Annotated in this window: 11 protein-coding genes and 1 tRNA gene; 7 read left to right on the top strand and 5 right to left on the bottom strand. The window is 59.2% G+C overall.

The features are described 5' to 3' along the window. Window positions 1-60: 60 nt before the first annotated feature. Together G5171_RS06305 and G5171_RS06300 are read right to left on the bottom strand one after the other, a co-directional pair. On the bottom strand, window positions 61-1,122 hold the full coding sequence (locus G5171_RS06305) for an HNH endonuclease (protein WP_421250547.1): 1,062 nt from the start codon (window positions 1,120-1,122) through the stop codon (window positions 61-63). Then, complete coding sequence (locus G5171_RS06300) at window positions 1,106-1,732, bottom strand: class I SAM-dependent methyltransferase (protein ID WP_337926474.1); 627 nt, start codon at window positions 1,730-1,732, stop codon at window positions 1,106-1,108. Before G5171_RS06300 ends, G5171_RS06305 begins: the two co-directional genes overlap by 17 nt. 260 nt (window positions 1,733-1,992) lie before the next feature. On the opposite strand from G5171_RS06300, the gene G5171_RS06295 reads away from it, so the two are divergent. Both G5171_RS06295 and fdhF read left to right on the top strand, forming a co-directional pair. Next, a complete protein-coding gene (locus G5171_RS06295; RefSeq protein WP_421259966.1) occupies window positions 1,993-7,191 on the top strand; it encodes a RecQ family ATP-dependent DNA helicase in 5,199 nt (1,732 codons plus the stop codon). 479 nt (window positions 7,192-7,670) lie between these two features. Then, the gene (gene fdhF / locus G5171_RS06290; protein WP_421259965.1) at window positions 7,671-11,861 is read left to right on the top strand and encodes a formate dehydrogenase subunit alpha; all 4,191 of its coding nucleotides are present in this window, start codon (window positions 7,671-7,673) and stop codon (window positions 11,859-11,861) included. Between the two features lie 139 nt (window positions 11,862-12,000). Here the strand turns inward: fdhF and G5171_RS06285 are convergent. Next, window positions 12,001-12,076, bottom strand: a tRNA-Thr gene (locus G5171_RS06285). An 89-nt stretch (window positions 12,077-12,165) separates the two neighbouring features. Continuing rightward, window positions 12,166-12,906 carry a phosphatase gene (locus tag G5171_RS06280; RefSeq protein ID WP_421259964.1) on the bottom strand — a complete coding sequence of 247 codons (741 nt, stop codon included), beginning with the start codon at window positions 12,904-12,906 and terminating at the stop codon, window positions 12,166-12,168. A 470-nt stretch (window positions 12,907-13,376) separates the two neighbouring features. Here G5171_RS06280 and G5171_RS06275 point away from each other — a divergent pair, with 470 nt between their 5' ends. The 5 genes from G5171_RS06275 to ruvC all read left to right on the top strand — a co-directional run bounded on the left by G5171_RS06275 (window position 13,377) and on the right by ruvC (window position 21,349). Continuing rightward, entirely contained in the window at window positions 13,377-14,030 is a 654-nt protein-coding gene (locus G5171_RS06275; protein WP_005334507.1) for a TetR/AcrR family transcriptional regulator, read from the top strand. A gap of 48 nt (window positions 14,031-14,078) precedes the next feature. Further along, window positions 14,079-16,418 (top strand): acyl-CoA dehydrogenase, encoded by a 2,340-nt coding sequence (locus G5171_RS06270; protein WP_421250575.1) that lies wholly within the window; start codon window positions 14,079-14,081, stop codon window positions 16,416-16,418. A gap of 166 nt (window positions 16,419-16,584) precedes the next feature. Next, on the top strand, window positions 16,585-19,647 hold the full coding sequence (locus tag G5171_RS06265; RefSeq protein WP_421250576.1) for an efflux RND transporter permease subunit: 3,063 nt from the start codon (window positions 16,585-16,587) through the stop codon (window positions 19,645-19,647). A 15-nt stretch (window positions 19,648-19,662) separates the two neighbouring features. Further along, window positions 19,663-20,712: an efflux RND transporter periplasmic adaptor subunit gene (locus tag G5171_RS06260; protein WP_421244120.1), complete on the top strand. Its 1,050-nt coding sequence runs from the start codon at window positions 19,663-19,665 to the stop codon at window positions 20,710-20,712. A 115-nt stretch (window positions 20,713-20,827) separates the two neighbouring features. Next, window positions 20,828-21,349, top strand: a complete 522-nt coding sequence (ruvC, locus tag G5171_RS06255; protein WP_005334512.1) for a crossover junction endodeoxyribonuclease RuvC — start codon at window positions 20,828-20,830, stop codon at window positions 21,347-21,349. Between the two features lie 96 nt (window positions 21,350-21,445). Here the strand turns inward: ruvC and G5171_RS06250 are convergent, their stop codons facing one another. Next, the gene (locus tag G5171_RS06250; protein ID WP_421259980.1) at window positions 21,446-24,547 is read right to left on the bottom strand and encodes a hypothetical protein; all 3,102 of its coding nucleotides are present in this window, start codon (window positions 24,545-24,547) and stop codon (window positions 21,446-21,448) included. Window positions 24,548-24,822 lie beyond the last annotated feature (275 nt).

Genomic DNA, 24,822 nt, shown 5'->3' with positions numbered 1-24,822 from the left:
CCACCTCGCAAGAGGTGGCCCTTTTTTATCGAGTTTATCCAGGGTGAAAGCCTCAACGTCTCATAGAAAGCGCAGGGGAATATCTGCACTGGGGGCGGTCACGTCCACAAACTGGTCAATACCTCGCCACAACCGGGCATGCTCACGGACTGCCTGCTGATAGGCCCAGGTTGCGATGGCGGTAGAACGCTCTGCATCGACGCTCACCAAGGGAGCCAGCTCGCCCGTGAGGTACACCCCGTGGGTCAGGATATTCTGCTCATACCAGGCATCCCTGTGCTCGGGAGCGGCGAGAAAATCCCGTTTGCTCCGGTTACAGTTGGCGTGTGCCAGTACGAAGTTGTGGCCCAAATCGATTGGATAACGACGCCAGGGGATGAAATGGTCTACCTCACCACTCCCGTGTATCGCCTTGTTACAGTAAAAACAGGTTCCCCCCTGCAAGTCCCTCAATACCTCTCCTACTCGCCCCAGCGCCTGACGGCTTGAACCAAATAGAAAATTCTCCAACCCCACACTGGGGCCAATCAGTGGCTGATTACCCTTGATGTCGCAGATAAGCTGTAACCAATGCTGTCGAGAGAGGGAGACCACCAGATCGTAAAAGCGGTGGAGACAGTAGAGAATGCCGGGGTTAAGGCAGATATGATCCGCGCCCCTTTGATGAGGATAGAGGTGACACTCCTCTCGCCCACCCAGGATCTGCAGACGCCACAAGGGCCCCTCAACAAGGATCCGCCGAACTCGGGCAAGAAGAGGCCGCCAGGCGTCGTGACGACGCAGTGTAGTCACCGAGCGGACACCCTCTTCACGCAGCCGCGACAACTCCGTCAGCATGATGGCCTGACGACCGCTGCTCTGTTTGAGCAAGGTGGCCGTTTCTCCCGTCGCCGAGTAGGGCAGACTGTGCTGCCAATAGAGCTCCACAAACTTGGTGGCCAGTTCGTCCAGCGTAATAGTGCGCGCCGCCATCAGCTCATGGGTCTCGGTACTGCGCTCAATTGCAATATCTGCAATCCCGTGAAGCAAGGCGCACTTGTAAGTGGCAACAAAGTCGCCTTCGGTAAAGATGCGTTGCAGATAGGCAATAAAAGCGAGTTGTTGCTCAGAGGAGGCGTGCATGCTCGCTCCCAAGGATCAGACTCTGCCAACTCAACCCGGTACGCGCCAAGGCATCCCCCTGTGGTTCTGACACATGGAGCAGTGTCATCCCCTCCGCCAATGCAAGCCGCTCCACTTCATCGACAGCTACCGGATACATGGCTCGCTCCCGCATCTCCAGCTCCGACACAGTCAGGCGAAGACTCAGTACCAGATAGCCGTCTGGTGAGAGCAGCTCATGAAGACGTGCCAGAGCCAAGGGTCGAGACTCCGGGGGTAGATGCATCCAGACAGCACTGAGCAAAATCAGATCAAAAGTACCGGTCACGCGAGAGAGAGCAGGCATAGCGTCATTGACCCACGCCACCGCTGCCTCACGGGTATGACATTGCCCCTGCGCAGCAAGTGCCTGACAGGGCTCGGCAGCGACCACAGTGTTGCCCTGATGGAGCTCGGCTAAAAACGCAGCATCCCGACCACTGCCAGCCCCCACATCAAGCACCCTGCGCGGTGCAGCCAAAAGCCAAGGCTCCAGCAGAGTGAGCCAGTCGCCGTGAACGGCGCGCGCAGATACCTGTTGGTAACGAGTCGCCAATTCGGTGGCATGGCACTGGTAGTAGTCGAGGGACACAATGCGTTCCAAACGGAAAAGGAAGTAAAATAATCTCACAAGATCAGTTAGTTGGCCATGGCCAGAACGACACTTTCCCAACATGAACGATTAATCGGGCAGCGGCATTTACAAAACCGGGTGTCCGCCAAAAGAACCGCGGCCAGAGGGCTCTGAATGATGCCACCATTCAACATTTCGGGTAATATTCGGCCAACTCACTGATCTCTTGGCACTTATTATCGCCATGAGAGGTCAACGCCAGATGGAGATGGCTATTAATGAACTCGACTGATGTCGTGACCCTGTTTGGGGATGACAAGATTCTTTCCTTTGACCTTGAACTGACCCGGGACGAAAAACTCCGTCATCTGGGGGCGCGCCTGGCTGGTCGTGAACTCAATCTCAAGGGCCCGCAGGATCTCGCACTCAAGGAGTTAAATGCGCTGGCACAAGGGGCGGATGTGATCCTTGGTCACAATATTCTCGATTTTGATCTTCCCTGGTTGGCCAAACAGGCTGTACGCCCTCAGTTACTTCTCGAAAAGCCGGTAATAGATACCCTCTATCTATCTCCCCTTGCCTTTCCCAAAAACCCCTATCACCGCTTGGTCAAGGATTACAAACTGGTCCGGGACACCCTCAATGATCCGGTCGCGGATGCAAGGCTCGCCTTGCAGATCTTCTCGGAACAGTTGACGGCTCTGCAAACCTTACCCCAGCCCCAATTGCAGCTTTATCAATATCTGTTCGACCAGGGAGTCATGGCGCAATTCAAGACTCAGGGTCTGTCACTGGTGTTTGCCAGACTGACAGGCCGCCCGCCAGTGCGGGTCTCGGAGCTACCCACTCTCATCAAGAGCATTGCCCATGAGAAAGCGTGCCCCAATCAGCTCAACCGAGTGATTGGTGATGCCCTGCGTCAACCCATGCTGTTGTTACCATTGGCTTATGCCTGCGCCTGGTTGCCCGTGTCTGGCGGGAACTCCGTGTTGCCCCCCTGGATTTGGCGCCGCTTCCCCCAGACTGCAGAGATCATTCACACAGTTCGTGAACGTCACTGCGGTCATGCCGACTGCAGCTACTGCCAGGAGAACCACGACGCACGCCGCCATCTGCAGCGAATTTTCGAGCTCGACAACTTCCGCAACTTGCCTGATGGGACACCATTGCAGAAGACCTTGATCGAGGAAGCCATGGCTGGCGTTGCATTGCTCGGCATACTCCCAACCAGCGGTGGCAAGTCGCTCTGCTACCAGCTCCCGGCACTGGTGCGTAACCAGCGAAGCGGTGCTCTCACGGTCGTGATATCCCCCCTGCAGGCACTGATGAAGGATCAGGTGGACAACCTTAAACACAAGGCCGGTATTGAAGGGGTTGCCGCTATCTCGGGGCTGCTGACGTTACCAGAGCGAGGCGCGATTCTTGAACAGATCCGCATGGGGGATATCGCCTTGCTCTATATCTCCCCTGAGCAGCTGCGCAACCGCACAGTCAAACAAGCAATACGACAACGTCAGATCGGTGGCTGGGTATTTGACGAAGCGCACTGCCTGTCGAAATGGGGGCATGATTTTCGCCCTGACTATCTCTACTGCGCCAAGGCCATCGCCACAATTGCCAAGGAACAGCAGGTCCCCATGCCTCCTGTCTTCTGCTATACCGCGACCGCCAAACCGGATGTGATTGAGGATATTTGCGCCCAGTTTCTCGATAAACAACCCAGACCTCTTCTCAGACTGGAAGGCGGGGTTGAACGTACCAACCTCGAATATGCCGTCGTTGAGTGTCCCGGTCTCAACAAACAGGGCCATATCCTTAACCTGCTCGAGCAGTTCTTCGGTGAGGAAAAGCCCGGTTCCTGCGTTATCTACTGCGCAACCAAGCGCAGCGTGGACGAGCTGGCTGATTTCCTCGGTCAGCAACAATCCCTCCCTGTCTCGCGCTTTTACGCCCGAATGGACAGTGCACAGAAAAAAGCGACTCTCGAACAATTTATCAATGGCGAGATCCGGGTCATCTGCGCGACCAACGCCTTCGGGATGGGGATCGACAAGGATGATGTGCGTTTGGTGATCCATGCCGATATCCCCGGCTCCCTCGAAAACTATCTACAGGAAGCGGGACGAGCGGGACGCGATACAGCACAAGCTCACTGCGTACTGCTGTTTGATGAACAGGATATCGAGAAACAGTTCCAGCTCGAGGCCATGAGTGAAGTCAGCCTGCGCGATATCAAACAGATCCTGCGCGGAATAAGACTCAGGGCCAGCAAAGGAGGCAAGCAGGATAACAACTCGCCACTGGTCGCCACCAGTGCAGAGCTCATCAACCAGCCAGAGGTAGAAACCAGCTTTGCTGCCGATGACAGCAATGCGGATACCAAAGTCAAGACAGCTATTGCCTGGCTCGAACGAGCGGGCTATCTGGAACGCAGTGACAACATCACTCAGGTATTTCAGGGTCGTCCCCTGTTTGCATCCACCGAGGAGGCGATGAAAAGGGTAGAGAGTCTGAAACTGGCCCCCAAGGCCAAAGCCATATGGCAAGCGGTTATCCAGGCGCTGATGAGTGCTGCCGACGATGATGGCCTCAGTGCCGATACCATCGCCGAAGAGGCAGGCCAATACATGGCAGACAAGGGAAGTGGTGTTCAGGCCAGCGAAGTGATGCGGGTACTCACCCAGATGGCGGATGTCGGTCTGCTCTCTCAGGGGATGTTACTGACTACCTGGCTTCGCCCCAAAGGAAGAGACAATGCCCGGGTGCTCTGCGGGCAAGTACACAGCATTGAAAAGGCGATGCTGGACACCTTGCGTGAAAGAGAACCCGAACCTGATACAGGGCAAGGGCTGATCTTTAACATTCGACTGGTCAATCAGGCCATCAAAGATCTGGGGCATGGGCGGTGTAACCCTGGCTTGCTGCGCAATTTGCTGACCAGCTGGGCCCAGGATGGTCGCTCGGGGGGCGAGAAAGGCTCCATTGATGTCAAATATCTCTCTCGGGATCTTTACCAACTCACCTTCAACCGAACCTGGTCCCAGATTGAGCAGACAATTGATCAACGCCATCGCGTCACAGGCGCCACCCTCGATTTTCTTTACACCCTGTTGGCAAGCAGCGAAGAGAGTGTCCAGCGCCAGGTAATGCTGTCATTTGCCCTGGAACAACTGGTCAAATACCTGCGAGAAGACATGGATGTGGCTCAGCTAATGAACAAGCGGGAGGCAAGCAGCCAGCAGGAGTGGTTGCTCAAAGGAGCAGAGCGGGCACTGCTCTATCTGCATGAGCAACACGCCATCGTACTGCAAAATGGTCTTGCAGTGTTCCGAAGCGCCATGACCCTCACGCTGACGGCTGAGCGGCAGCAACAATACAACAAGGCAGACTATCAGCCGCTTGAGCATCACTATCGCCAGAAGGTGATTCAGATCCATGTGATGAATGAATACGCCCGCATCAGCCTGGAGCACTTCAAGAAAGCCAAAAAGCTGGTGACAGACTACTTCTCCATGGAAGCTGACAAGTTCCTCGGTCACTACTTCAAAGGGCGCAACAAGATCCTGGAGCTGGCGACCAGCGAACACTCCTGGAAGCGCATTGTCGAAGATCTTCACAACCGTGCCCAGGAGCAGATCGTCCAGGCACCGCCCGAGCAAAACTTGCTGGTACTGGCAGGCCCGGGTTCAGGCAAGAGCAAGGTGATTATCCACCGCTGCGCCTATCTGATGCGGGTCAAGCAGATCTCCCCCTCGCGGATCATGTTGCTCTGTTACAACCATAATGCGGCGATGTCCCTGCGCCGACGCCTGGCCGAACTGCTCGGACGCGATGGAGCAAGGGTCTCGGTATTCACCTTTCACGGTCTCGCCATGAGTCTGACGGGCAATGCGGTGCAAAACCGGACATCCGACGATATCGACTTTACCACCATCATTGATGACGCAATCAAGCTGCTCCGGGGAGAGCAGAACCAGCTCGGTCTCGAATTGGAAGAGCAGCGAGAACGACTGCTGGGAGGACTGCAATTTCTGCTCGTCGACGAGTATCAGGACATTGATGAACAACAATACCAGCTTATCGCGGCACTGGTGGGCAAAAGCGAAGAGGATGAGGAGGCCCAACTGCATCTGATGGCTGTGGGTGATGATGACCAATCGATCTACGCCTTTCGCGACGCGAACGTCAGCTTTATTCGCCGCTTTGAGCAAGACTACAACGCACAGACTCACTTCCTGACCTGGAACTATCGTTCCACCGCCCACATCATCGAGACCTCCAACCGCCTGATTGAGCACAATCAGGATCGCATGAAGCGTACACATCCCATCGAGATCGACGACAGGCGTAAGATGGAAGTGGCTGGGGGGCACTGGGAGGGGATGGAGACAGCACAGGGTCGCGTCATCATCCAGCAGTGCCAGGATGCAGCCCAACAGGCAGCCGAGGTCGTGAGACATATCGCGCTTATCCGTGAGAAGACTCCCACTTGCCCACTGGAATCTATCGCCGTGCTGGCCCGTAATGGGCTGGAGAAGGAGGAACTGGCCTGGGTTCGCTCAGCGCTGGCAGATGCCGATATTCCCTGTCGTTTTACTCTGGATAAAGAGAACGGTTTTCCTGTGCATCGCTGCCGTGAAATCTTGCGCTATCAGAATTGGCTACAACAGCAAGGTCATGCCCTGCTGACAGCGGAGCAACTTGCTGCACCTCTCCCTCCACTCTCACTGGCCAACCGTTGGGAGGAGCTACTGCACGATCTGATTGCTCAGTGGCAAGCCAGCCAGGGAGAGCATGCTCTTTCTGCCCACCACTTCCTGATGTTCCTCTACGAGTATTTGAGCGAGCAAAAACGCCAGATCCGCTTCGGTAAAGGAGTGTTGTTAAGTACGGTGCATGGGGTTAAGGGGGAGGAGTATCGCCATGTGATACTTCTCGACGGCGGCTGGCAACGCGTAGCGGAGCTATCGAACTGTAACCTGGAAGAGGAGCGGCGCCTCTTCTATGTGGGGATGACACGTGCTATCGAAAGGCTGGTTCTCATGGCTCGCCACGATCAACGTAATCCCCATATTCCACTGATCGCCTCCCACTGCTACGTGCAGAGACCTAACGCAACCCGACCGGACAGACTACGCCGCTTCGCCATGATGGGTATGTCGCAACTGGTGTTGGGCTATGCCGGACGCAGTAGCGAGACTCATCGTATCCACCGCCTGCTCAGTCAGATAAAGGTTGGCGATGCCGTGCGTATCGCTCCCGATAAAAACAACAAGCTTCATGTGTATCACCAGAATCACGAAATAGCTCGCCTCTCCCTGCTCGGCGAAGAGACCTGGAAATTCGACATGAATAGCATCCGTGAAGCCCGAGTGATTGCTCTGGTGGAACGACGTAAAGAACAGGAGAAAGAAGAGTATCAACCCCAGATATGCAGCGAGCGCTGGGAGATCCCAATCATTGAGTTGGAGTTGTAACATCAGGTCTTAGTACAGCAAAACGGTGACCAGCGGCAGTTTTCATCAGATGGCCCATCCAGAGCCATATCTGTATTCATTTTGCCGATCGCAAGGTGCTGCCAGTTCGGCTATTTCCAATGTTGCTTGCTCCTCGCCACAAACCGAAACAAAAGTTGCATATTTTAGGATATCTCTCATCGTGCCATCATGAGCAAGATCCATATGACACACAGTTTATGGTTGCTTTAATGGCCATAAAATTGCAGGTAATACGATGTTTTAACTAGACATAGGTAGTCAAAATCCAGATCGTCCTCCACGGATATCACCACCAGTGAAATCGTTTTCTTTTTAGACAAATAACCTGAGTTAAATCAAATAAAGTTGCATATCATCTTTGGTATGGTGAAGTCATACCAAGCGGTCTTCTCTATCGCTTCCCTGCTGGCCCAGCCAGATGCAGCATTTTCTGCGCCTTGAAACCGAGTTATGACGCTATGATCACCATCACCCTCGATGGGGCTCAGTTGACGGTTAACCCGAACCAGACCCTGCTCCAGATAGCCAAACAGCACCAGATCGACATCCCCTCCCTGTGCGGTGACAACACCAGCGCCCCCAAGACGCCGTGCGATCTCTGCGTGGTCGAGATTGCCGGTCTCGGCATCCGGCGCGCCTGCGAGACGCGCCCCGAGGCAGGGATGGTGATCACGACCCAAAGCGATGTCCTGCGTGCGCACCGCCAGCAGGCGCTCGGCCGCATCCTCTCGGACCACTACGCCGATTGCGAAGCCCCCTGCCAGCGCGCTTGTCCGGCCGGGGTGGACATTCAATCCTATCTGCATCACATCGCCATAGGGGAGCACGAAGCGGCCATGGCCGTTATAAAACAGACCCTGCCGATGCCCCTCTCCATTGGCCGGGTCTGCCCCGCTTTTTGTGAAGCGGAGTGCCGCCGCGCGCTAGTGGATGAGCCGCTGGCCATTCGTCAGCTCAAGCGCCATGCCGCCGATCTCGATCTGGCAGAGGTTGCCCCCTATCAACCGGCAAAGAAGCCCGCCAAGGGCAAGCGGGTTGCCATTATCGGCAGCGGCCCGGGCGGCCTCACCTGCGGTTACTATCTGGGTTACGAGGGATTCGAGGTCGATCTGTTCGAGGCAATGCCAGAAGCGGGTGGATGGCTGCGCTACGGCATCCCCGAATACCGGCTGCCCAAGGCGATCCTCGATCAGGAGATTGCGCTGATGTGCCAGAGTGGCATGCGGATCCACACCAGGCAGCGACTGGGCCACCAGATCACTCTCTCGGCGCTGTGCCGCGACTATGATGCGGTCTGTCTGGCGGTTGGAGCTTCCAAGGCGGTACCGATGGATTACCCGGGCAGCACCCTGGCCGGTTGTTATCTTGGGGTCGATTACCTCAAGGATCAGATGCTCACCAAGCGGCTCACCACTGGCAAGAAGGTTGCGGTGATCGGGGGTGGTAATACCGCCATTGACTGCGCCCGCACGGCGGTCAGGCTGGGGGCTGAAACCACCCTTATCTATCGCCGCACCCGCGCCGAGATGCCCGCCGAAGCCTACGAGATCGACGAGGCGGAGCACGAAGGGGTGCGCTTTTTGATGCTCACCAATCCGGTAGAAAATCTGGCCGATGAGGCTGGTCGCGTCTGTCAGGTGCGCCTCGAGAAGATGGCCCTCGGCGAGCCGGACGCCTCCGGTCGCCGCCGCCCGGAGCCAACCGGCGAGTACCTCATTGAAGAGTTTGATACCGTGATTGCGGCAGTGTCGCAGCAGCCGGATCTCAGCTTTATGGAAGGGGAATCCCTCACCCTCCCCTTCACCCGCTGGCAGACACTGGAATCCCACCCCGAGACCATGCACAGCGGCCACGGCAACCTGTTCGCCATCGGCGATCTGCGCCGCGGGCCTGCCACCGCCATCGAGGCGGTTGCCGATGGCCGCAAGGCGGCGCTGGCCATCGATCAGTTCCTCCACGGTGACATGATCGACCCGGTTCGTCCTTTCAACGCCTGCAAGGCCCCCACACTCAAGCAGGTCGATCCCGCCCAGTTTGCTCACCTGAAAAAAGTCGCCCGCACCATCATGCCCCATCTGGCAGAGCAGGATCGCGAGGGCAGCTTTGCCGAGGTGGAGCGTGGTTTGAGTGATGCCGATACCCGCAGCGAAGCCAGCCGCTGCCTCGAGTGTGGCTGTCAGGCCAACACCGATTGCGCGCTGCGCGACTATGCCACCGAATACGAGGTCGAGCAGAGCGCTCTCGATACCAGCCAGTGCCAGAAGTTTGCGGTGGATAACAGCAGCGAATTTATCGTGTTCGATGCCAACCGCTGCATCGGCTGTGGCCAGTGCGTGCAGACCTGTGGTGAGCAAGCGGTGCAGGGAGTGCTGCGCTTTGCCAAGCACAGCGATGGCACCCTCTCGAACCGGCCGCAGTTCGACACGGGACTCTCGATGGGCGACTCCCACTGCGTGCAGTGCGGCGCCTGCGTACAGGTCTGCCCCACCGGCGCCCTGGTGGATGCCCGCGACAAGTCACAGGGGCGCACCGAACTGCTCACGCCGGTCAATACCATCTGCACCTACTGCGGGGTCGGCTGCGGTGTCACCCTCTACGTCGATGAGGCGCGCAACCGCATCCGCTATGTGGAGGGGAACCGCAACTCACCGGTCAACCAGGGGCTGCTCTGCGTCAAGGGGCGCTTTGGCTTTGACTTTATCCAGAGCGAGGAGCGCCTCACCACACCGCTCATCCGCAAGGATGGCAAGCTGGTGCCCGCCAGCTGGCAGGAGGCCATCGCTCTGGTGGCCGAGCGCTTCACCGCCCTGCGCAAACGCTATGGCAGCGATGCGCTGGCGGGTTTTTCATCGGCCAAAACCACCAACGAAGAGAACTACCTGTTCCAGAAGTTCATGCGCCGGGAGCTGGGCACCAACAACGTGGATCACTGCGCGCGGCTCTGCCACGCCTCCACCGTCACCGGGCTGGAGGCGTCACTCGGCAGCGGCGCCATGACCAACGACATCCCGAGTATCGACCACTCGGATCTCATCTTCATCATCGGCTCCGACACCTCGGCGGCCCACCCCATCATCGGCTCCCATATCAAGCGGGCCGTCACCACGGGCAAGGCGCGGCTGGTAGTGGCCGATCCCAAGCGGATCGAGATGGCGGACCATGCCAGCCTCTATCTGGCCCATCGCCCCGGCACCGACGTGATGCTGCTCAACGGCCTGATGCAGCAGATCATCCAGAACAACTGGCACGACAAGGCCTATATTGCCGATCGGGTGGAAGGGTTCGAAGCGCTGCAAGCGGAGGTGCTCTCCCCCGCCTATGCCCCGGACAAGGTGGCCCTCGTCACCGGCGTACCGGCCGAGCAGGTGATCGAGCTCGCGCGCCTCATCGGCACCGCCGAACGCACCGCCATCTACTACTCGATGGGGATCACCCAGCACACTACCGGCCACGACAACGTGCGGGCCATCGCCAACCTGCAACTGCTGTGCGGCAACATCGGCATCGAAGGAGGCGGCATCAACCCGCTGCGAGGCCAATCCAACGTGCAGGGTGCCTGTGACATGGGGGCGCTGCCCAACTGCCTGCCCGGCTATCAGAAGGTGGCCAACCCCGAGGTGCATGCCCGCTTCGCAGCCGCCTGGCAGCAGCCAGACTTGCCGCGCACACCCGGCCTCACCCTCACCGAAACCATAGATGCCGCCTGTGCGGGCAGCATCAAGGGGCTCTATGTGATGGGGGAAAACCCGGTGCTGAGCGATCCGGATCAACACCACGTCATCGAGGTGCTCAAGCAGCTGGAGTTTCTGGTGGTGCAGGATATCTTCCTCTCCGAAACCGCCCAACTCGCCGATGTGGTGCTCCCCTCCTGCTCCTTTGCCGAGAAGAGCGGCCACTTCACCAACACAGAGCGGCGGGTGCAGCGCATCTCCCCCGCCCTCAAGGCGCCGGGTGAAGCACGGGAGGATTGGTGGATCATCCAGCAGATTGCCAACGCCATGGGCGGCGACTGGCACTATCAACACCCGCAGGAGATCACCGCCGAGATCTGCCGGGTCACCCCGCAATACGCCGGCATCCAGTGGGATAAGGTAGGTGTAGAAGGGCTACAGTGGCCCTGCAACGACGCAGCGCCCGAAGGCACTCGCCTGCTCCACGGCAAGCAGTTCACCCGTGGCAAGGGGGAGATGGTTGCCACCCCGTTCCGCTATGCCGCCGAACTGCCCGACGAGACCTATCCCATCGTGCTCACCACCGGCCGCCTGCTGGAGCAGTTCCACACCGGCACCATGACCCGCAAGACCAAGGGGCTCGACAAACTGGCTGGCCCGCGAGTGATGATGAGCGTGGTGGATGCGCAGCGGTTGGGCATCAGCAACAGTGAGCGAGTGAAGGTCACCAGCCGCCGCGGCCATATCGAGTTGCCCGCTTTCGTCACCAAACGGATGCAGCCGGGAGTGGTCTTTATCCCGTTCCACTTTGCCGAAGCCCCGGCCAACCGGCTCACCATCAATGCCACCGACCCCCACGCCAAGATCCCCGAGTTCAAGGTCGCAGCTGTGCGCATCGACAAGCTGGAATCCCCGTCACAAGCTGGAGAGCTCTCCATGCAGAAGGAACCGGCCAAGCCAAACATCGAGGTTGCCTGAGGGGAATAGCAAAACCTGAGTAGCCGCCTGCCGGGAGAGTTTATGGGGTTGCGATAGCAGAAGAGGGGTATGAGAAGGGGCCACCAGCCAAAAAGTACAAATGGTTAGCTTCGATGAGAAGCTAACCATTTGTTTTATATGGTGCCGATAAGGGGAATCGAACTCCTGACCTTCGCATTACGAATGCGCTGCTCTACCAACTGAGCTATACCGGCTTGTTGCTATCCACATTCATGAAAAATGGCCAGCGAGTCAATCGAGCCAACTCGATTTTATGAATTGGCTCATGGTATTAGAGCCCGATTTACAAGTCGGCAAACTCGGGGATATGGGCCCGGCCGCGGCTTTCGAGGAAATCGAGCAGGACGCGGGGGGTGCGCACCAGGATCCGCTCTTGCGGGAAGCCGGCTTCGGTCACCAGACGGTGACAGTGGTCAAAATCACCAAGGGTAAATGCCACGTGGGAATCGGAGCCGAAGGTGAGGTAAGCCCCCAGATCTCGCGCAGCTTCCACGATGGCGCGGCAGTTGCCTTCACTCCCCGGGCGCGAGTGAATGAAGGAGGAGTTGTTGATCTCCAGCGCCACCCGATAGTCCGCAGCCGCCTTTACCACCGCCTGAATGTCGATGGGAAATGCGGGGTTGCCCGGGTGACTGATCATGTCGACCCGGCCGCTCTTGATGGCGTTGATCATTGCCTGGGTGTGAGTGGCCCGATCGCAGGGAGGGAATACCTGTTCATGAAAACCCGCCATGATCATGTCGAGGCGCGACTCATAGCGCTCGGGAAAATCGATCTCCCCCTCCAGGTTTTTGATGTTGGCCTCGATACCCCGCAGGATCCCCACCCCGTCCACCACTCTTGGCAAGATCGGCAAGTTGGCAAAATGCCAGACATGAGGGGCATCGGCCATCTCGGGCCCGTGATCCGTGGTGGCAAACAGCTTGATCCCCTTGGCCCTGGCGATGGGCAGATAGTCGTGGATGGTGCTGTAGGCGTGAGTGCTGGCAATGGTGTGAGTGTGGGTATCGACCGGGTACTTCATCTTCTCTCCCCTCATATCTTGAAGGGGCAGCATAACAAAGTAGGGGGAATTGGGCCACGCCGGCACTTGCCACACTTTGTCACAAAATACCGAGGAACTGACATAGTCTGAGGGGCCCTGACTGGCATACTGCCCCCGTCGATACACGCCTGAACTCGCATCGACAGTTTGTCGTCAGGATGACACGAACTCATTTTCCCCACCGTCGCGCCTTGCGGCGGTTTTTTTTACCTGTTTGCCACCACATCGCTGTCAACAGGGCAAAAAAATGCCCAACTAGCAAGAAGCAGGTTGGGCGAGACTTAATGTTTAATTGCAGTGGCATTGATATAGAGTCTCCTGCTGTGGAGTTAGTTCCAATCTTTTTGCCCCTTTTAACAAAAAACATTCCGCTAACACTCATTCACATTCTCTTGACACTTCACGTTATGAAACGTACTTTTTAAACATTCGTTTAAGTGAGGTGTCCTGTGAGTAAAATCGATACCAAAAACCGTATTCTCGACGCCGCTGAAGTGCTGTTTGCCGAGCGGGGATTCGCCGATACCTCTTTGCGTCTGATCACCAGTGAGGCCGACGTCAATCTGGCGTCGGTGAACTATCACTTCGGCTCCAAGAAGGAGCTGATCCAGGCGGTGCTCGACCGCTATCTGAGTCTGTTTATGCCTGATCTAGATGCCCGCCTGCGGGTGCTGATGGAGCAAGAGCAGCTGACCCTGCTGCAACTGTTTGAAAGCTTTGTCGAACCGCTGATGAAGCTCTCGGCGGTGCGGGCCAATGGCCCGGCCATCTTCATGCAGCTGCTGGGGCGCGGCTATATCGATAGCCAGGGTCACCTGCGCCGCTTTATCACTGCCCACTATGGCCCCATTTTGCAGCGGATCACCCAGGCCATCTCCAAAGCCAACCCGGCCCTGTCGCCGGCAGATCTCTTCTGGCGCCTGCACTTCACCCTGGGCACCGTCGTCTTCACCATGGCCTCTGCCGATGCGCTGCGCGACATCGCCCTGGCCGATTTTGGCCAGCAGCTCGATGTCGAGGGGCTGGTTCGCAACGTCATTCCTTATCTGGCGTCCGGAGTCGGGGCGCCAGTGGAGTCGACCAGGCTCTCCCTGGCCGTGTAACAACCAACAATAAATCAACGGAAACAGTGAAATAGAAGGAACTTCGGTATGATCACATTGCTTATCCTGCTGGTGCTGGCGATTGCCGTTGTGCTCGGCGTCCCCTCACTGCGCAAACAGTGGGTAACCCGTCCTGTGTTCGGCATCTTCAAGAAGATATTGCCGCCCTTGTCGGCCACCGAGCGGGAGGCCATGGAAGCCGGCTCCGTCTGGTGGGATGGCGAGTTGTTTCGCGGCAACCCCGACTGGAAAAAGCTGCACGGCTACGGCAAGGCCGAGCTGACCGCCGAGGAGCAGGCCTTTATCGACAATCAGGTCGAAACCCTGCTCGCCATGGTTGATGACTTCAAGATCGTCAACGAGACCAAAGACCTGCCGGAGCCGGTCTGGGACTATCTGAAGAAGGAAGGCTTCTTCTCCCTGATCATCCCGAAATCCTATGGCGGCCGCGAGTTCTCGGCGATTGCCAACTCCACTATCGTCACCCGCATCGCCACCAAGAGCCTGAGCGTGGCGGTCACCGTCATGGTGCCCAACTCCCTCGGCCCGGGCGAGCTGCTGATGCACTATGGCACCCAGGCCCAGAAAGATTTCTGGCTGCCGGGGCTGGCCAGTGGCAAAGAGGTGCCCTGCTTCGCCCTGACCGGTCCGGAAGCGGGCTCCGATGCCGGCGCCATTCCTGACAAGGGGATCGTCTGCAAGGGGATGCACAAGGGTGAAGAGGTGCTGGGTATTCGCCTCAACTGGAACAAGCGCTACATCACCCTGGCGCCACGAGCCACCGTGCTGGGGCTGGCGTTCAAACTCTATGACCCGGAAAAGCTGCTGGGTGACAAGGAAGAGCTCGGTATCACCTGCGCGCTTATCCCCACCAGCCACCCGGGTGTGCGCGTTGGCGATCGCCACTACCCCATGGGTCTGGCGTTCATGAACGGCCCGACCTTCGGCAAGGATGTGTTCATTCCGCTCGACTGGATCATCGGCGGCCCGGATTACGCCGGTCGCGGCTGGCGTATGCTGGTGGAGTGCCTCTCCGCCGGTCGCGGCATCTCGCTGCCTGCTCTGGGCACCGCTTGCGGTCACATGGCGAGCCGCACCGTGGGCGCCTACTCCTATGTGCGCAAGCAGTTCGGCATGTCCATCGGCAAGTTTGAAGGTGTTCAAGAGGCGCTGGCCCGTATCGGCGGCCTCACCTATCAGCTCGAAGGGGCCCGTCGCATGACCGCCGGTTCCCTGGACCTGGGTCAGGCGCCGGCCATCGTCACTGCGATTTCCAAGTACCACATGACCGAGATGGCGCGCCAGATCATGGATGACTCCATGGACATCCACGCCGGTCGTGCCATCCAGCTGGGCCCGAAAAACTACACCGGCTACGCCTACATGGGGATTCCGGTCGCCATCACGGTGGAAGGGGCCAACATCCTGACCCGCAACCTGATGATCTTCGGGCAAGGGGCCACCCGCTGCCACCCGTACGTCTTTGCCGAGCTGGAAGCGGCGGCTGATACCGACGTGGAGCGCGGTCTCGAGAAGTTTGACACCCTGCTGATGAAACACATCGCCTTTGGCGCCGGCAACTTCTTCGGTTCCCTGTTCCAGGGGTTGACTCTGGGTCAATTCAACAGCGCGCCGGTGGCCGGCGAAACCGCCCGTTACTACAAGCAGTTGTCTCGCATGAGTAAAGGGCTGGCACTGTGCGCCGACGTCTCCATGCTGATGCTGGGTGGCGATCTCAAGCGCAAGGAGATGATCTCCGCCCGTCTGGGTGACGTGCTGAGCCACCTCTATCTGGCCTCCGCCACCCTCAAGCACTACGAGGATCAGGGCCGTATGGTCTCCGATCTGCCGTTCGTGCAGTACGCGGTGGAGCGCAACCTCTACCTGATTGGCAAGGCGTTCGAGGGCTTTTTCCAGAACTTCCCGAACAAGGTGGTGGGTGCCGTACTCAAGCGCGTGGTATTCCCGTTCGGTGTCGGTTACAAGATGCCGGCCGACGACCGCTGCCACGCCATCTGTCTGGCCATGATGAAGCCGGGCGAATTCCGCGACCGTCTGACGGCGCTGTGCTACGTCGGCAAGGACGAGACGGATCCGGTCGGCCTGATGGAGCGCGCCTTCCAGGCCATGGTCGCTGTGCAGCCCTACGAGAAGAAGCTGGTGCAGGCCCAGAAAGAGGGCAAACTGCCCCGCAAACTGGCGCTGCCGGAGTTGGTTGCCGCCGCGCTGGCCGGTTCCATCCTGAGCAAGGACGAAGCGGACAAGCTGCTGGCCGCCGATGCCCTGCGCTACGAAGCGATCCAGGTAGACAACTTCGCCCCGGGCGAGCTGGAAGGCTTCTCCCAGCAAGCAAACAAGCAGCCAAACAAGGTCGAGCACGCCGCCTGATCCCCTGGCAAACCAGTACCAAACCGGCCCTTGTGGCCGGTTTTTTGTTTGTTAACCATGCATTTACAAGCCGGGAGAATTCCAGTTAAATGCTTGAGTCCCTGTTGCAGGGGCTTTGGAAGCAAGGCCAGCGGAATGGCCGATAACAACAACTCAGGAAGAGTGAATGAACCTCGCCAAAACGGCGATCGAACGCCCCATCTGGGTGGCGGTCTCGATCGTGCTGATTTTCCTGCTGGGCCTGCTCAGCATCCGGGGACTGCCGATCCAGCTGTTCCCCGACATCGACCGTCCACACCTCAACATCTCGGTGAGCTGGCGTTCAGCCTCGCCGCAAGAGATGGAGTCGGAGATCACCGACCCCATCGAGCAGGAGATGCAGGGGGTGCAAGGGCTCAAGAGCCTTGTCAGCAAAAGCTATCCCGGCTTTACCGAAATCGACATGGAGTTTGCCCTCGGCACCGACATGCAACGGGCCCAACTCGATGTGATTTCGCGATTGAACCGGGTCTCGGGATTGCCGGACAAGATCGGCGGCCCCTACGTCAACAACTACAGCAGCAACGATACCCTCACCTTCTTCTTCATCCAGCAGTTGCCCGGTGCCAAAGGGGTGATCGATGATCATCAGGCGCTGATCGAGGCGCGGGTCAAACCCGAGCTGGAGCGCATCGAAGGGGTCTCGACAGTCGCAGTCGAGGGGATCAACGAGCGCCAGATCCAGATCCGCTTCGACCCCTACCGCGCCGCAGAGCTGGGGGTGGAGATCCCGGTGCTGGCCAGCCGGGCCACCACCGGCTGGGACGTGTCGGCCGGTACCCTCGACATCGGTCGCTGGGAGTACAAGCTGCGCTTCGCCGGTCGTTACGATGTCGAGTCGCTGGGGGACAAGGTGGTGGACTGGCGCGATGGCCTGCCCATCTATCTGCGGGATGTAGCAGAAGTAAGGGTGGCCCGGGAAGAGAACCCGGTGCTGCGGATCCAGAACGGCAATACCGCCATCGCCACCCAGATCTTCAAGGAGAGCGGTGCCAATGCCCTGGCCTCCCTTGAGGCGATCAAGGCCCGGGTGAACGAGCTCAACCGCGAGGTGCTGGAACCGGTCGGGCTGCACATGGAGCAGTCGTTCGATGCCTCCCTCTACATCAATCGCGCCATCAGCATGGTCACTGCCAACCTGGGGCTCGGGGTGCTGCTCTCCTGTGCCATCCTCTGGCTCTTCCTGCGCCGGCTCAAGGCGACCCTGATGATTGCCCTCGCCATCCCCATCAGCATCATGCTCACCTTCTGTCTGCTCAAGGTGATGGATCGCACCCTCAATATCATCTCGCTGGCGGGCATCGCCTTTGCCGTCGGCATGGTGCTCGACGCCGCCATCGTGGTGCTGGAGAGCATCTACCGGCGCCACGAGCGGGGGGATTTGAGCAAGGCAGAGGCGGCGCTCGAAGGTACCCGTCAGGTGTGGACGGCGCTGGTCGCCTCCACCCTCACCACGGTCGCCATCTTCCTGCCGGTGCTGCTGCTCAACGATGTGGAGGGTCAGCTGTTTGCCGATCTGGCGCTCACCATCGCCTGCGCCGTGACGGTCTCCATGCTGGTCGCCGTCATCGTGCTGCCTGCGGTGGCTGCGCGCTGGATGGGACATGAAACACTGACCGATCCCTATGAGTCGCTGTGGCAGCGCACCACTCGTCATGTGATCCGCTGGACCTCGACCTCACGCCAGCGCTGGACGGTCATCACCCTGATGATGAGCCTGCCGGCCTTGGCCACCTGGGCGCTGCTGCCGAAGATGGACTATCTGCCGGACGTGAAACGGGACGCGGTGGATGTCTGGATGAACTTCACCCCCGGGGTCAACCTCAAGGCCCAGCGCGAAGAGGTGATCGATACCCTGATAGCCCGCCTCGCCCCCTACATGAAGGGGGAGAAAGAGCCTGCCCTCAAGAACTACTACATCTTGCGCTACCCGGGGGGCGCCCAGATTGGCGTGCGACCCAAGGACGAGACCCGCATCAAGGAGCTGGAGAGCCTGTTGATGAAACAGCTGCTGGTGGGTATTCCCGACACCCGGGTGTTCGGCGGTCAGGGGTCGCTGTTTGGCGGCTTTGACAGCGAGAACGGCGTCTCCCTGCTGCTGCAGGGAGGCAACCTGCCCGAGCTCTATCTGGCGGCCCGAGCCAGCATGGGGATCCTCAGCAAGGACCTGCCGGGAGCACAGATCCGGCCCGAACCGAGTCTCGACTTCACCGCCCCCGAGCTCAAACTGGTGCCGCAAGATCGGCGTCTCGCCGAAGTGGGTTGGGATCGCACGCCCCTGCCCACCATCATCCAGACCTTTGGCGACGGCTTGCGGGTTGGCGAGTATTTCGACGGCGAGGATCGGCTCGACATCATGCTGATGGGGCAGAGCTCCGCCAATCCGGACGAACTGAAGGCAGTGCCGCTGGCCACCCCCTCCGGGCGCATCGTCCCCCTTGGCGAGCTGCTGCGGGTGGAGCACGACATGGGCCCGGCCAGTATCTTCCGGGCCGATGGGCGTCGCAGCATCATCCTGCAGATAGCGCCCCCGGCGGGCATGACCATGGAGCAGGTGATCGACACCCTGAAAAACCGCAGTTTTGCCGCCATCCGCCCCCTGCTGCCCGCCGGTGGCGAGCTGCGCATTGCCGGCAATGCCGACAGCCTGCAACAGGCACTCGACAATCTGGGGACCATCTTCCTGTTCGCCGTGGTGATCCTGCTGGTGCTGCTGTGGGGGGTGTTTGCCTCCATCAAGGATGCCCTGCTGGTGCTGCTCACCCTGCCCCTTGCCTCGGTTGGCGGCGTGCTGGCGCTGCAACTGAGCGGGCTGCTGGTGCCGCTGCCTATGGACCTGCTCACCATCATCGGCTTTGTCATCCTGCTGGGACTGGTGGTCAACAACGCCATCCTGCTGGTGCATCAGACCCGCACCGCCGAACGGGACGGTATGAGCCGTCAGCTGGCGGTAGCTGATGCCTTGCAAAGCCGGATGCGCCCCATCGCCATGACCAGCCTCACCAGCATCTTCGGCATGCTGCCGCTGATGCTGAGCCCGAGCGAGGGGAGCGAAATTTACCGCGGGCTCGCCACCGTCATTGTTGGCGGCATGAGTTGCAGCACCCTGTTTACCCTGATCCTGTTGCCTGCCTTCCTGCGTCTCGGGGAGCAGGTGGCGATCCCACAACCCCTGCGCCAGCGGGCCTGAGCAAGGAGCTCATCAATGACACATATGATTACCCGAATGTTGGCTGGCGCTGCACTGATTGCAGGCAGTGCGCTACCGGTATTGGCCGATCAGGGCAAGATGGTGACCCTGGCGGATGTGACCCGAGGGGATGCGGCCGCCAATATCTGGGTCAGCGGCACGGTGGCGAGTCGCCAGCAAGCTGCGCTCAGTGCCGAAGTGAGCGGCCGGGTGGAGTGGATCGCCGAATTTGGCAGCCGGGTCAAAAAAGGGGACGAGCTGCTGCGCCTCGACAGCGCAGCGCTGCGCCTCTCGCTGGAGCAGGCCTGCGCCGAGCAGGCGAAATGGCAGAGCAACTTGCGCTTCGCTCGCGCCGAATCCCAACGGATCACCCGACTGCACCAGCAAAAGAGCGCCTCCCAGAGCCAGTACGACAAGGCCAGCTACGATGTGGAGCAGGCCGCGCTGGCCGAGCGACTGGCCGCCATACAGGTAAACCAGATTGAAGAACAGCTGCGCCGCAGCCACATCTATGCCCCGTTCGACGGAGTGGTGAACAACCACTTCATCCAGCCCGGCGAGCATGTGGACGCGGGCGAGCAGGCGCTGGAACTGGTCAATCCGGATCAGCCGGATATCCGCCTGCAAGCCCCCATTCTCTGGGCCCAGCAGCTGGCGCCGCAAACCCGGCTACGGGTGGAGGGGGAGCAGCTGAGCGGTCACGGCGTCTATTACCAGCGAGCCGCCAGCGCCGATCCCAAGTCGCGCCTCATCGAGTTGCGCCTCAAACCGGAAGCGGGCACCTTTATCATCGGCTCGCCGGTACGGGTTGCCCTGCCACTGGGGGATCAGCAGAGCATGCTGCTGCCCCGGGACGCTCTGGTGCTCGGCACCGATGGCAGCGTGGTCTATCAGGTGGCGCGAAGCGGCAAGGCGCTCAAGGTGAATCGGGTGCCGGTCACCGTGCTGTTTGGCGACAGCCAGCAAGTTGCGGTGAGCGGCGCCCTCAAGCAGGGGGATCGGGTGGTGGTGCGTGGCGCAGGCAGCCTGCAGGATGGCGACACCATAGCGCTGTTCAAGGGCTAACCAGGCCCGACGCAAGCTGGCCAATCTTTGCCCGCTTGACCCGGGACATACAGCCAAACGGGCCACAGTTTGCTATCTTGGCGGCCATCACTCGCGTTTAGAGCAATCAACACCCATGAGCATTATTTTGGGCATCGATCCGGGTTCGCGGATCACCGGATACGGGGTTATCCGGGTCGTGGGCGGCAAGGCCGAATACTTGGGCTCTGGCTGCATCCGCACCGATTGCGGCGAGCTGCCGGAGCGCCTCAAGCAGGTCTATGACGGGGTATGCGAGATCATCACCCAGTTCAAACCCACCGAATTTGCCATCGAGCGGGTCTTTATGGCCCGCAACGCCGACTCGGCCCTGAAACTGGGACAGGCCCGGGGCAGCGCCATCGTCGCCGCGGTCAACGCCTATCTGCCGGTGAGCGAATACTCTGCCACCCAGATCAAGCAGGCAGTGGTGGGCACCGGTGGCGCCGCCAAGGAGCAGGTGCAGCATATGGTGACCCATCTGCTGAAACTCTCCGCCACCCCGCAGGCGGATGCAGCAGATGCCCTCGGCGTCGCGCTCTGCCACCTGCACACCCGCCAGAGCCTGATCAAGATGGCCGGCCGCGCCAGCAGCTCGGTACGTGGCCGCTATCGCTGAGCCCCTGCCCACCCAGACGACTCGTCTCGGTATCACCAAATAAAAAACCGCCCCGGACCTCCGGGGCGGTTTTGCTTGGCCGTTTTGTTTGGCTACCTAGCGAGCCGAGACGGTGATGCTGGCGAGATCGATCAGATTGACCGCCCCCTTTTGACCGCCTGCATCGTTGTAGGTGTCGTTCGCCTTCAGGTAACTCATGTTGTAAAAATCGCTCACCCGAATGTCATACTCTCCGGCGGGCAGATCCACCACGAACGGCGTCGAGTCACGCAACGGTTTGAGGTCGCCCTCTTTCATCACATGGGGCATCTGCACCATGCCGCTGGCGACAACCTTGCCACCACTAAGCACCGAGATCCGTTTCACCCCGTTGGTCACCCCCAGATTGATGGCATGCTGGGCATTGCTGTATTGCAAACGAATAGTACGCTTGCCATCCAGCTTGACCCCCTGCACCAGCAGGCTGTCGTCGGGGCGGCCCCAATCCTTGAGGTAAGGGACGGGAATGGCCCCATCGGCGGCGCTCACGCTGCCGGTATGGGAGACGTTGGCCGCATCGATGGCGATATGTTGCAGCGCAGGCTGATAGCAAACCGGCTTGGCATGATGGGAGCGGTTGCCAGACTCCGGATAGACCGCCTCGGCACTGTAGCAATAGGCCTGGCCCGGCTGTAACACCATGTCGTCGACCCAGCTGGTCGCCCGATCCAGCCCGGAGGCCACCTGCTTGCCATCCCGATAGATGTTGTAGCTGAGCGCCCCCTTGTTGACACTATCCTGCAGGGCAACAACCAGCTTGCCACTCTGCTCGCTAACCCCGAGCAGGGTCGGCTCGGTCGGTGCAAACACCAGCCGGTTCTCGACATCCAGCGGCGCCACATCCTTGATCAGGCGGATCTCCTGATCATCAGCCACGGCGGCACCGAGCGTCACCTCAATCCGGTTGCCAGGGGCCAGCATATTTTCACTTATCTGCTCCCCCACCGGAACGCCATTGAGCGTCACGCTCTGCACCGGATAGTAACTGCCCTCCCCGCCCAGCTCCGGCAGTTGCAGCACTATGTCAATCTGCTTGCCACGATAGTTCAATCCCTTGAGTGCAGCCTCGGGCTTGGCCCCCATCAGCTTGTGCAAGTGAGCGGTGACAAACGGCTTGATCCGGATCCCCCCCTCTTCCACCTTGTAGCCGAAGGTGGTGTCGGTCACCATGCCAAGGTAGCCCCCGACAGACCAGAGCTGGCGCTGGGAGTTGATCACCGGTCCCGTCAAATCGGGATGGGTCAGATCCATCAGGGAGGGCTGGCCGGAGAGCCACTCGAGGTTCTCCATGTTGGATAGGTTCAGCGCGGCACCGCGCATCAGGGAGTCGATATGGTGATCGACCACGGCAACGTTCTGCACCATGGCCGCCGCCTTCAGCCCGTAGGCGGAGACAAAGGGCCAAATGGCGCGGTTATGGTAAACCGGCATATCGGGTTGCTGCGGGAAGTAGACCGGCGCGCCATAAGGGCCCATGGGATAGCGACTGATGATCTCTTTGGCCTGCGCCTCATCGGCAACACCGGCCAGAATGGCGAGGGATTCCCCCAATAGATCGAACTTGTAGGCCGGGCTCTGATCGGTAGTGGTGTTGATCAGGCTGGCATACATCTTCTCGTCCGCCAGCCAGAAAGCGCGATTAATCGCCAGTTTCAGATCCCCCGCCCACTGGTTATAGCGGATCGCCAGCTCATCGTGCCCCAGCTCGCCCGCCACCCGCGCGGCCAGCAGCAACCCCTGATAGTGGGTCACGTTGGTGGAGAGAGATTTGCTCATGCCGATGTGAGCGATATCGGCGGTGATCCACTTGGCATAGGTCTGGTCGCGCCAATCGAGGAAGGATTGCTCGCCGACATAGAGACCATCTGCGCTATCGAAGGCGGCCAGACGATCACTCTCTATGGTGTTGCTCAGTCCTTCAAAGACCTCGGGCAAGAACGCACTGCGCTCGGCATCAGGCAGGGCGGCCAGCACCCGCTCGGCCCCCAGGGCCCAGCTCATGCGGTCGGTACTGATGGGCCAGCTGCCCCCGGTACCGGTATCCTGGATGATCTGGCGTCCTTGCGGGATCAAATTGTCCAGATCGCTTTTCAGCTCGGCTCTGAAATCCGAGAGCTTGAATCGCAGGGAGTTACGCGCACGCTGAGGATCAAGCGCCCCCAGCCCCAGATCGGTGGCGTAGGAGAGATCCCGCGTCCAGACGTAATGCCACTTGGCGCCGGTTTCAAAACAGTCGCACGGGATCGCCTGACCCCCGTTGTAACTGCCATCCTTGACCTGCGCCACGCTGTTCTGGCGCATCTCGTGGGTAGCCAGCGCAAACAGGGCATCAAAGACCATGTTGCCGGAGCGCAGGCGGGGCAGATCCGCTTGCTCCTGATAGGTAGTAAAGCTATCACCCGGATCACGCAACTCCTGAGTGGTCGACTGCGCATAGCTACGATACTCGTCACTGGCCCGCTTGACCGAGAAGGTGGCCGTTTCCGTCACTCCGGGCTTATAGGTCTCATACTCACGCTTCTCGATCAGCTCATGCCCTTCATGGGGATTGATCATGCCCAAATCACTATCGCCTGCAACGCTGACCTGCAACAGAGGAGCATTCTCATCCTGGCTGGCATCCAGCAGGAACTTGTAATACCCCTCCTGCTCTACCCGCACGGTTGCCAGCTGGCACTGAGCATCGCAGCGCTGCATCTTGACCGGGTTGTTCAATGCAATGACGCCATTGAGCCCAAAGCCGATCCCCTCCTGCGCGGAGGCGATCTTAATCTTGTGCTCACCCGCCGTCAGCTTGGCCACCATCACATACTGCTTGTCCCCCTGATAGACCATCTGCAGGACAGGCTCCAGATTGCCATCAATCCCTTTCAGATAGAGACTCTCGCTGTAATTGGGGTCATCACGCACCATGGAAAACTCGATGGCCGGTGCAGCCAGATCGGCATTGGTCACCTTGACCTGAATGTCGAGCAGCCCCTTTTCCGTCACCACCAGACGGTTGTTCTGCCCGTTGTTCTGGTAGTACATGGGATAGACCTGACCGGGGAAGATGCTGGTCTCCTTGCGGGAATCCGCAGAGAAATCGGGATATTTGGTCCACTCGGGGCCAGCCACTTTGAACGGGGACATACCCGAGTTCATTTTCAGGTTGTCCAGACGATAGACACCATCCTTGAAGGTCAGTTTGAACTTCTCCTCACGACCCCAGCCGCTAAACTCACCGACCATATAGAGATCAAAATTCCAGGGCGCCTTCACCTCGGGTTTGGCCCCGTTATCGTTGCCGCTGGATGAGCTGTCGTTACAACCGGACAAAAGAACCCCGCCGCAGCATAACGCCACGGATAATGCCAATGGACGAATTTTCATATATTCCCTTCGTTACTTTTTTGTTTTGTTATTGAAACAGCATTGAGTAAAACTGTTTTTGC

Source organism: Aeromonas sp. 600774 (genome assembly GCF_049175075.1).
Taxonomy (GTDB): Bacteria; Pseudomonadota; Gammaproteobacteria; order Enterobacterales; family Aeromonadaceae; genus Aeromonas; species Aeromonas veronii_A.
Note: the sequence above shows the minus strand (reverse complement) of the source record. Positions and strands in the feature narration are given on the sequence as shown.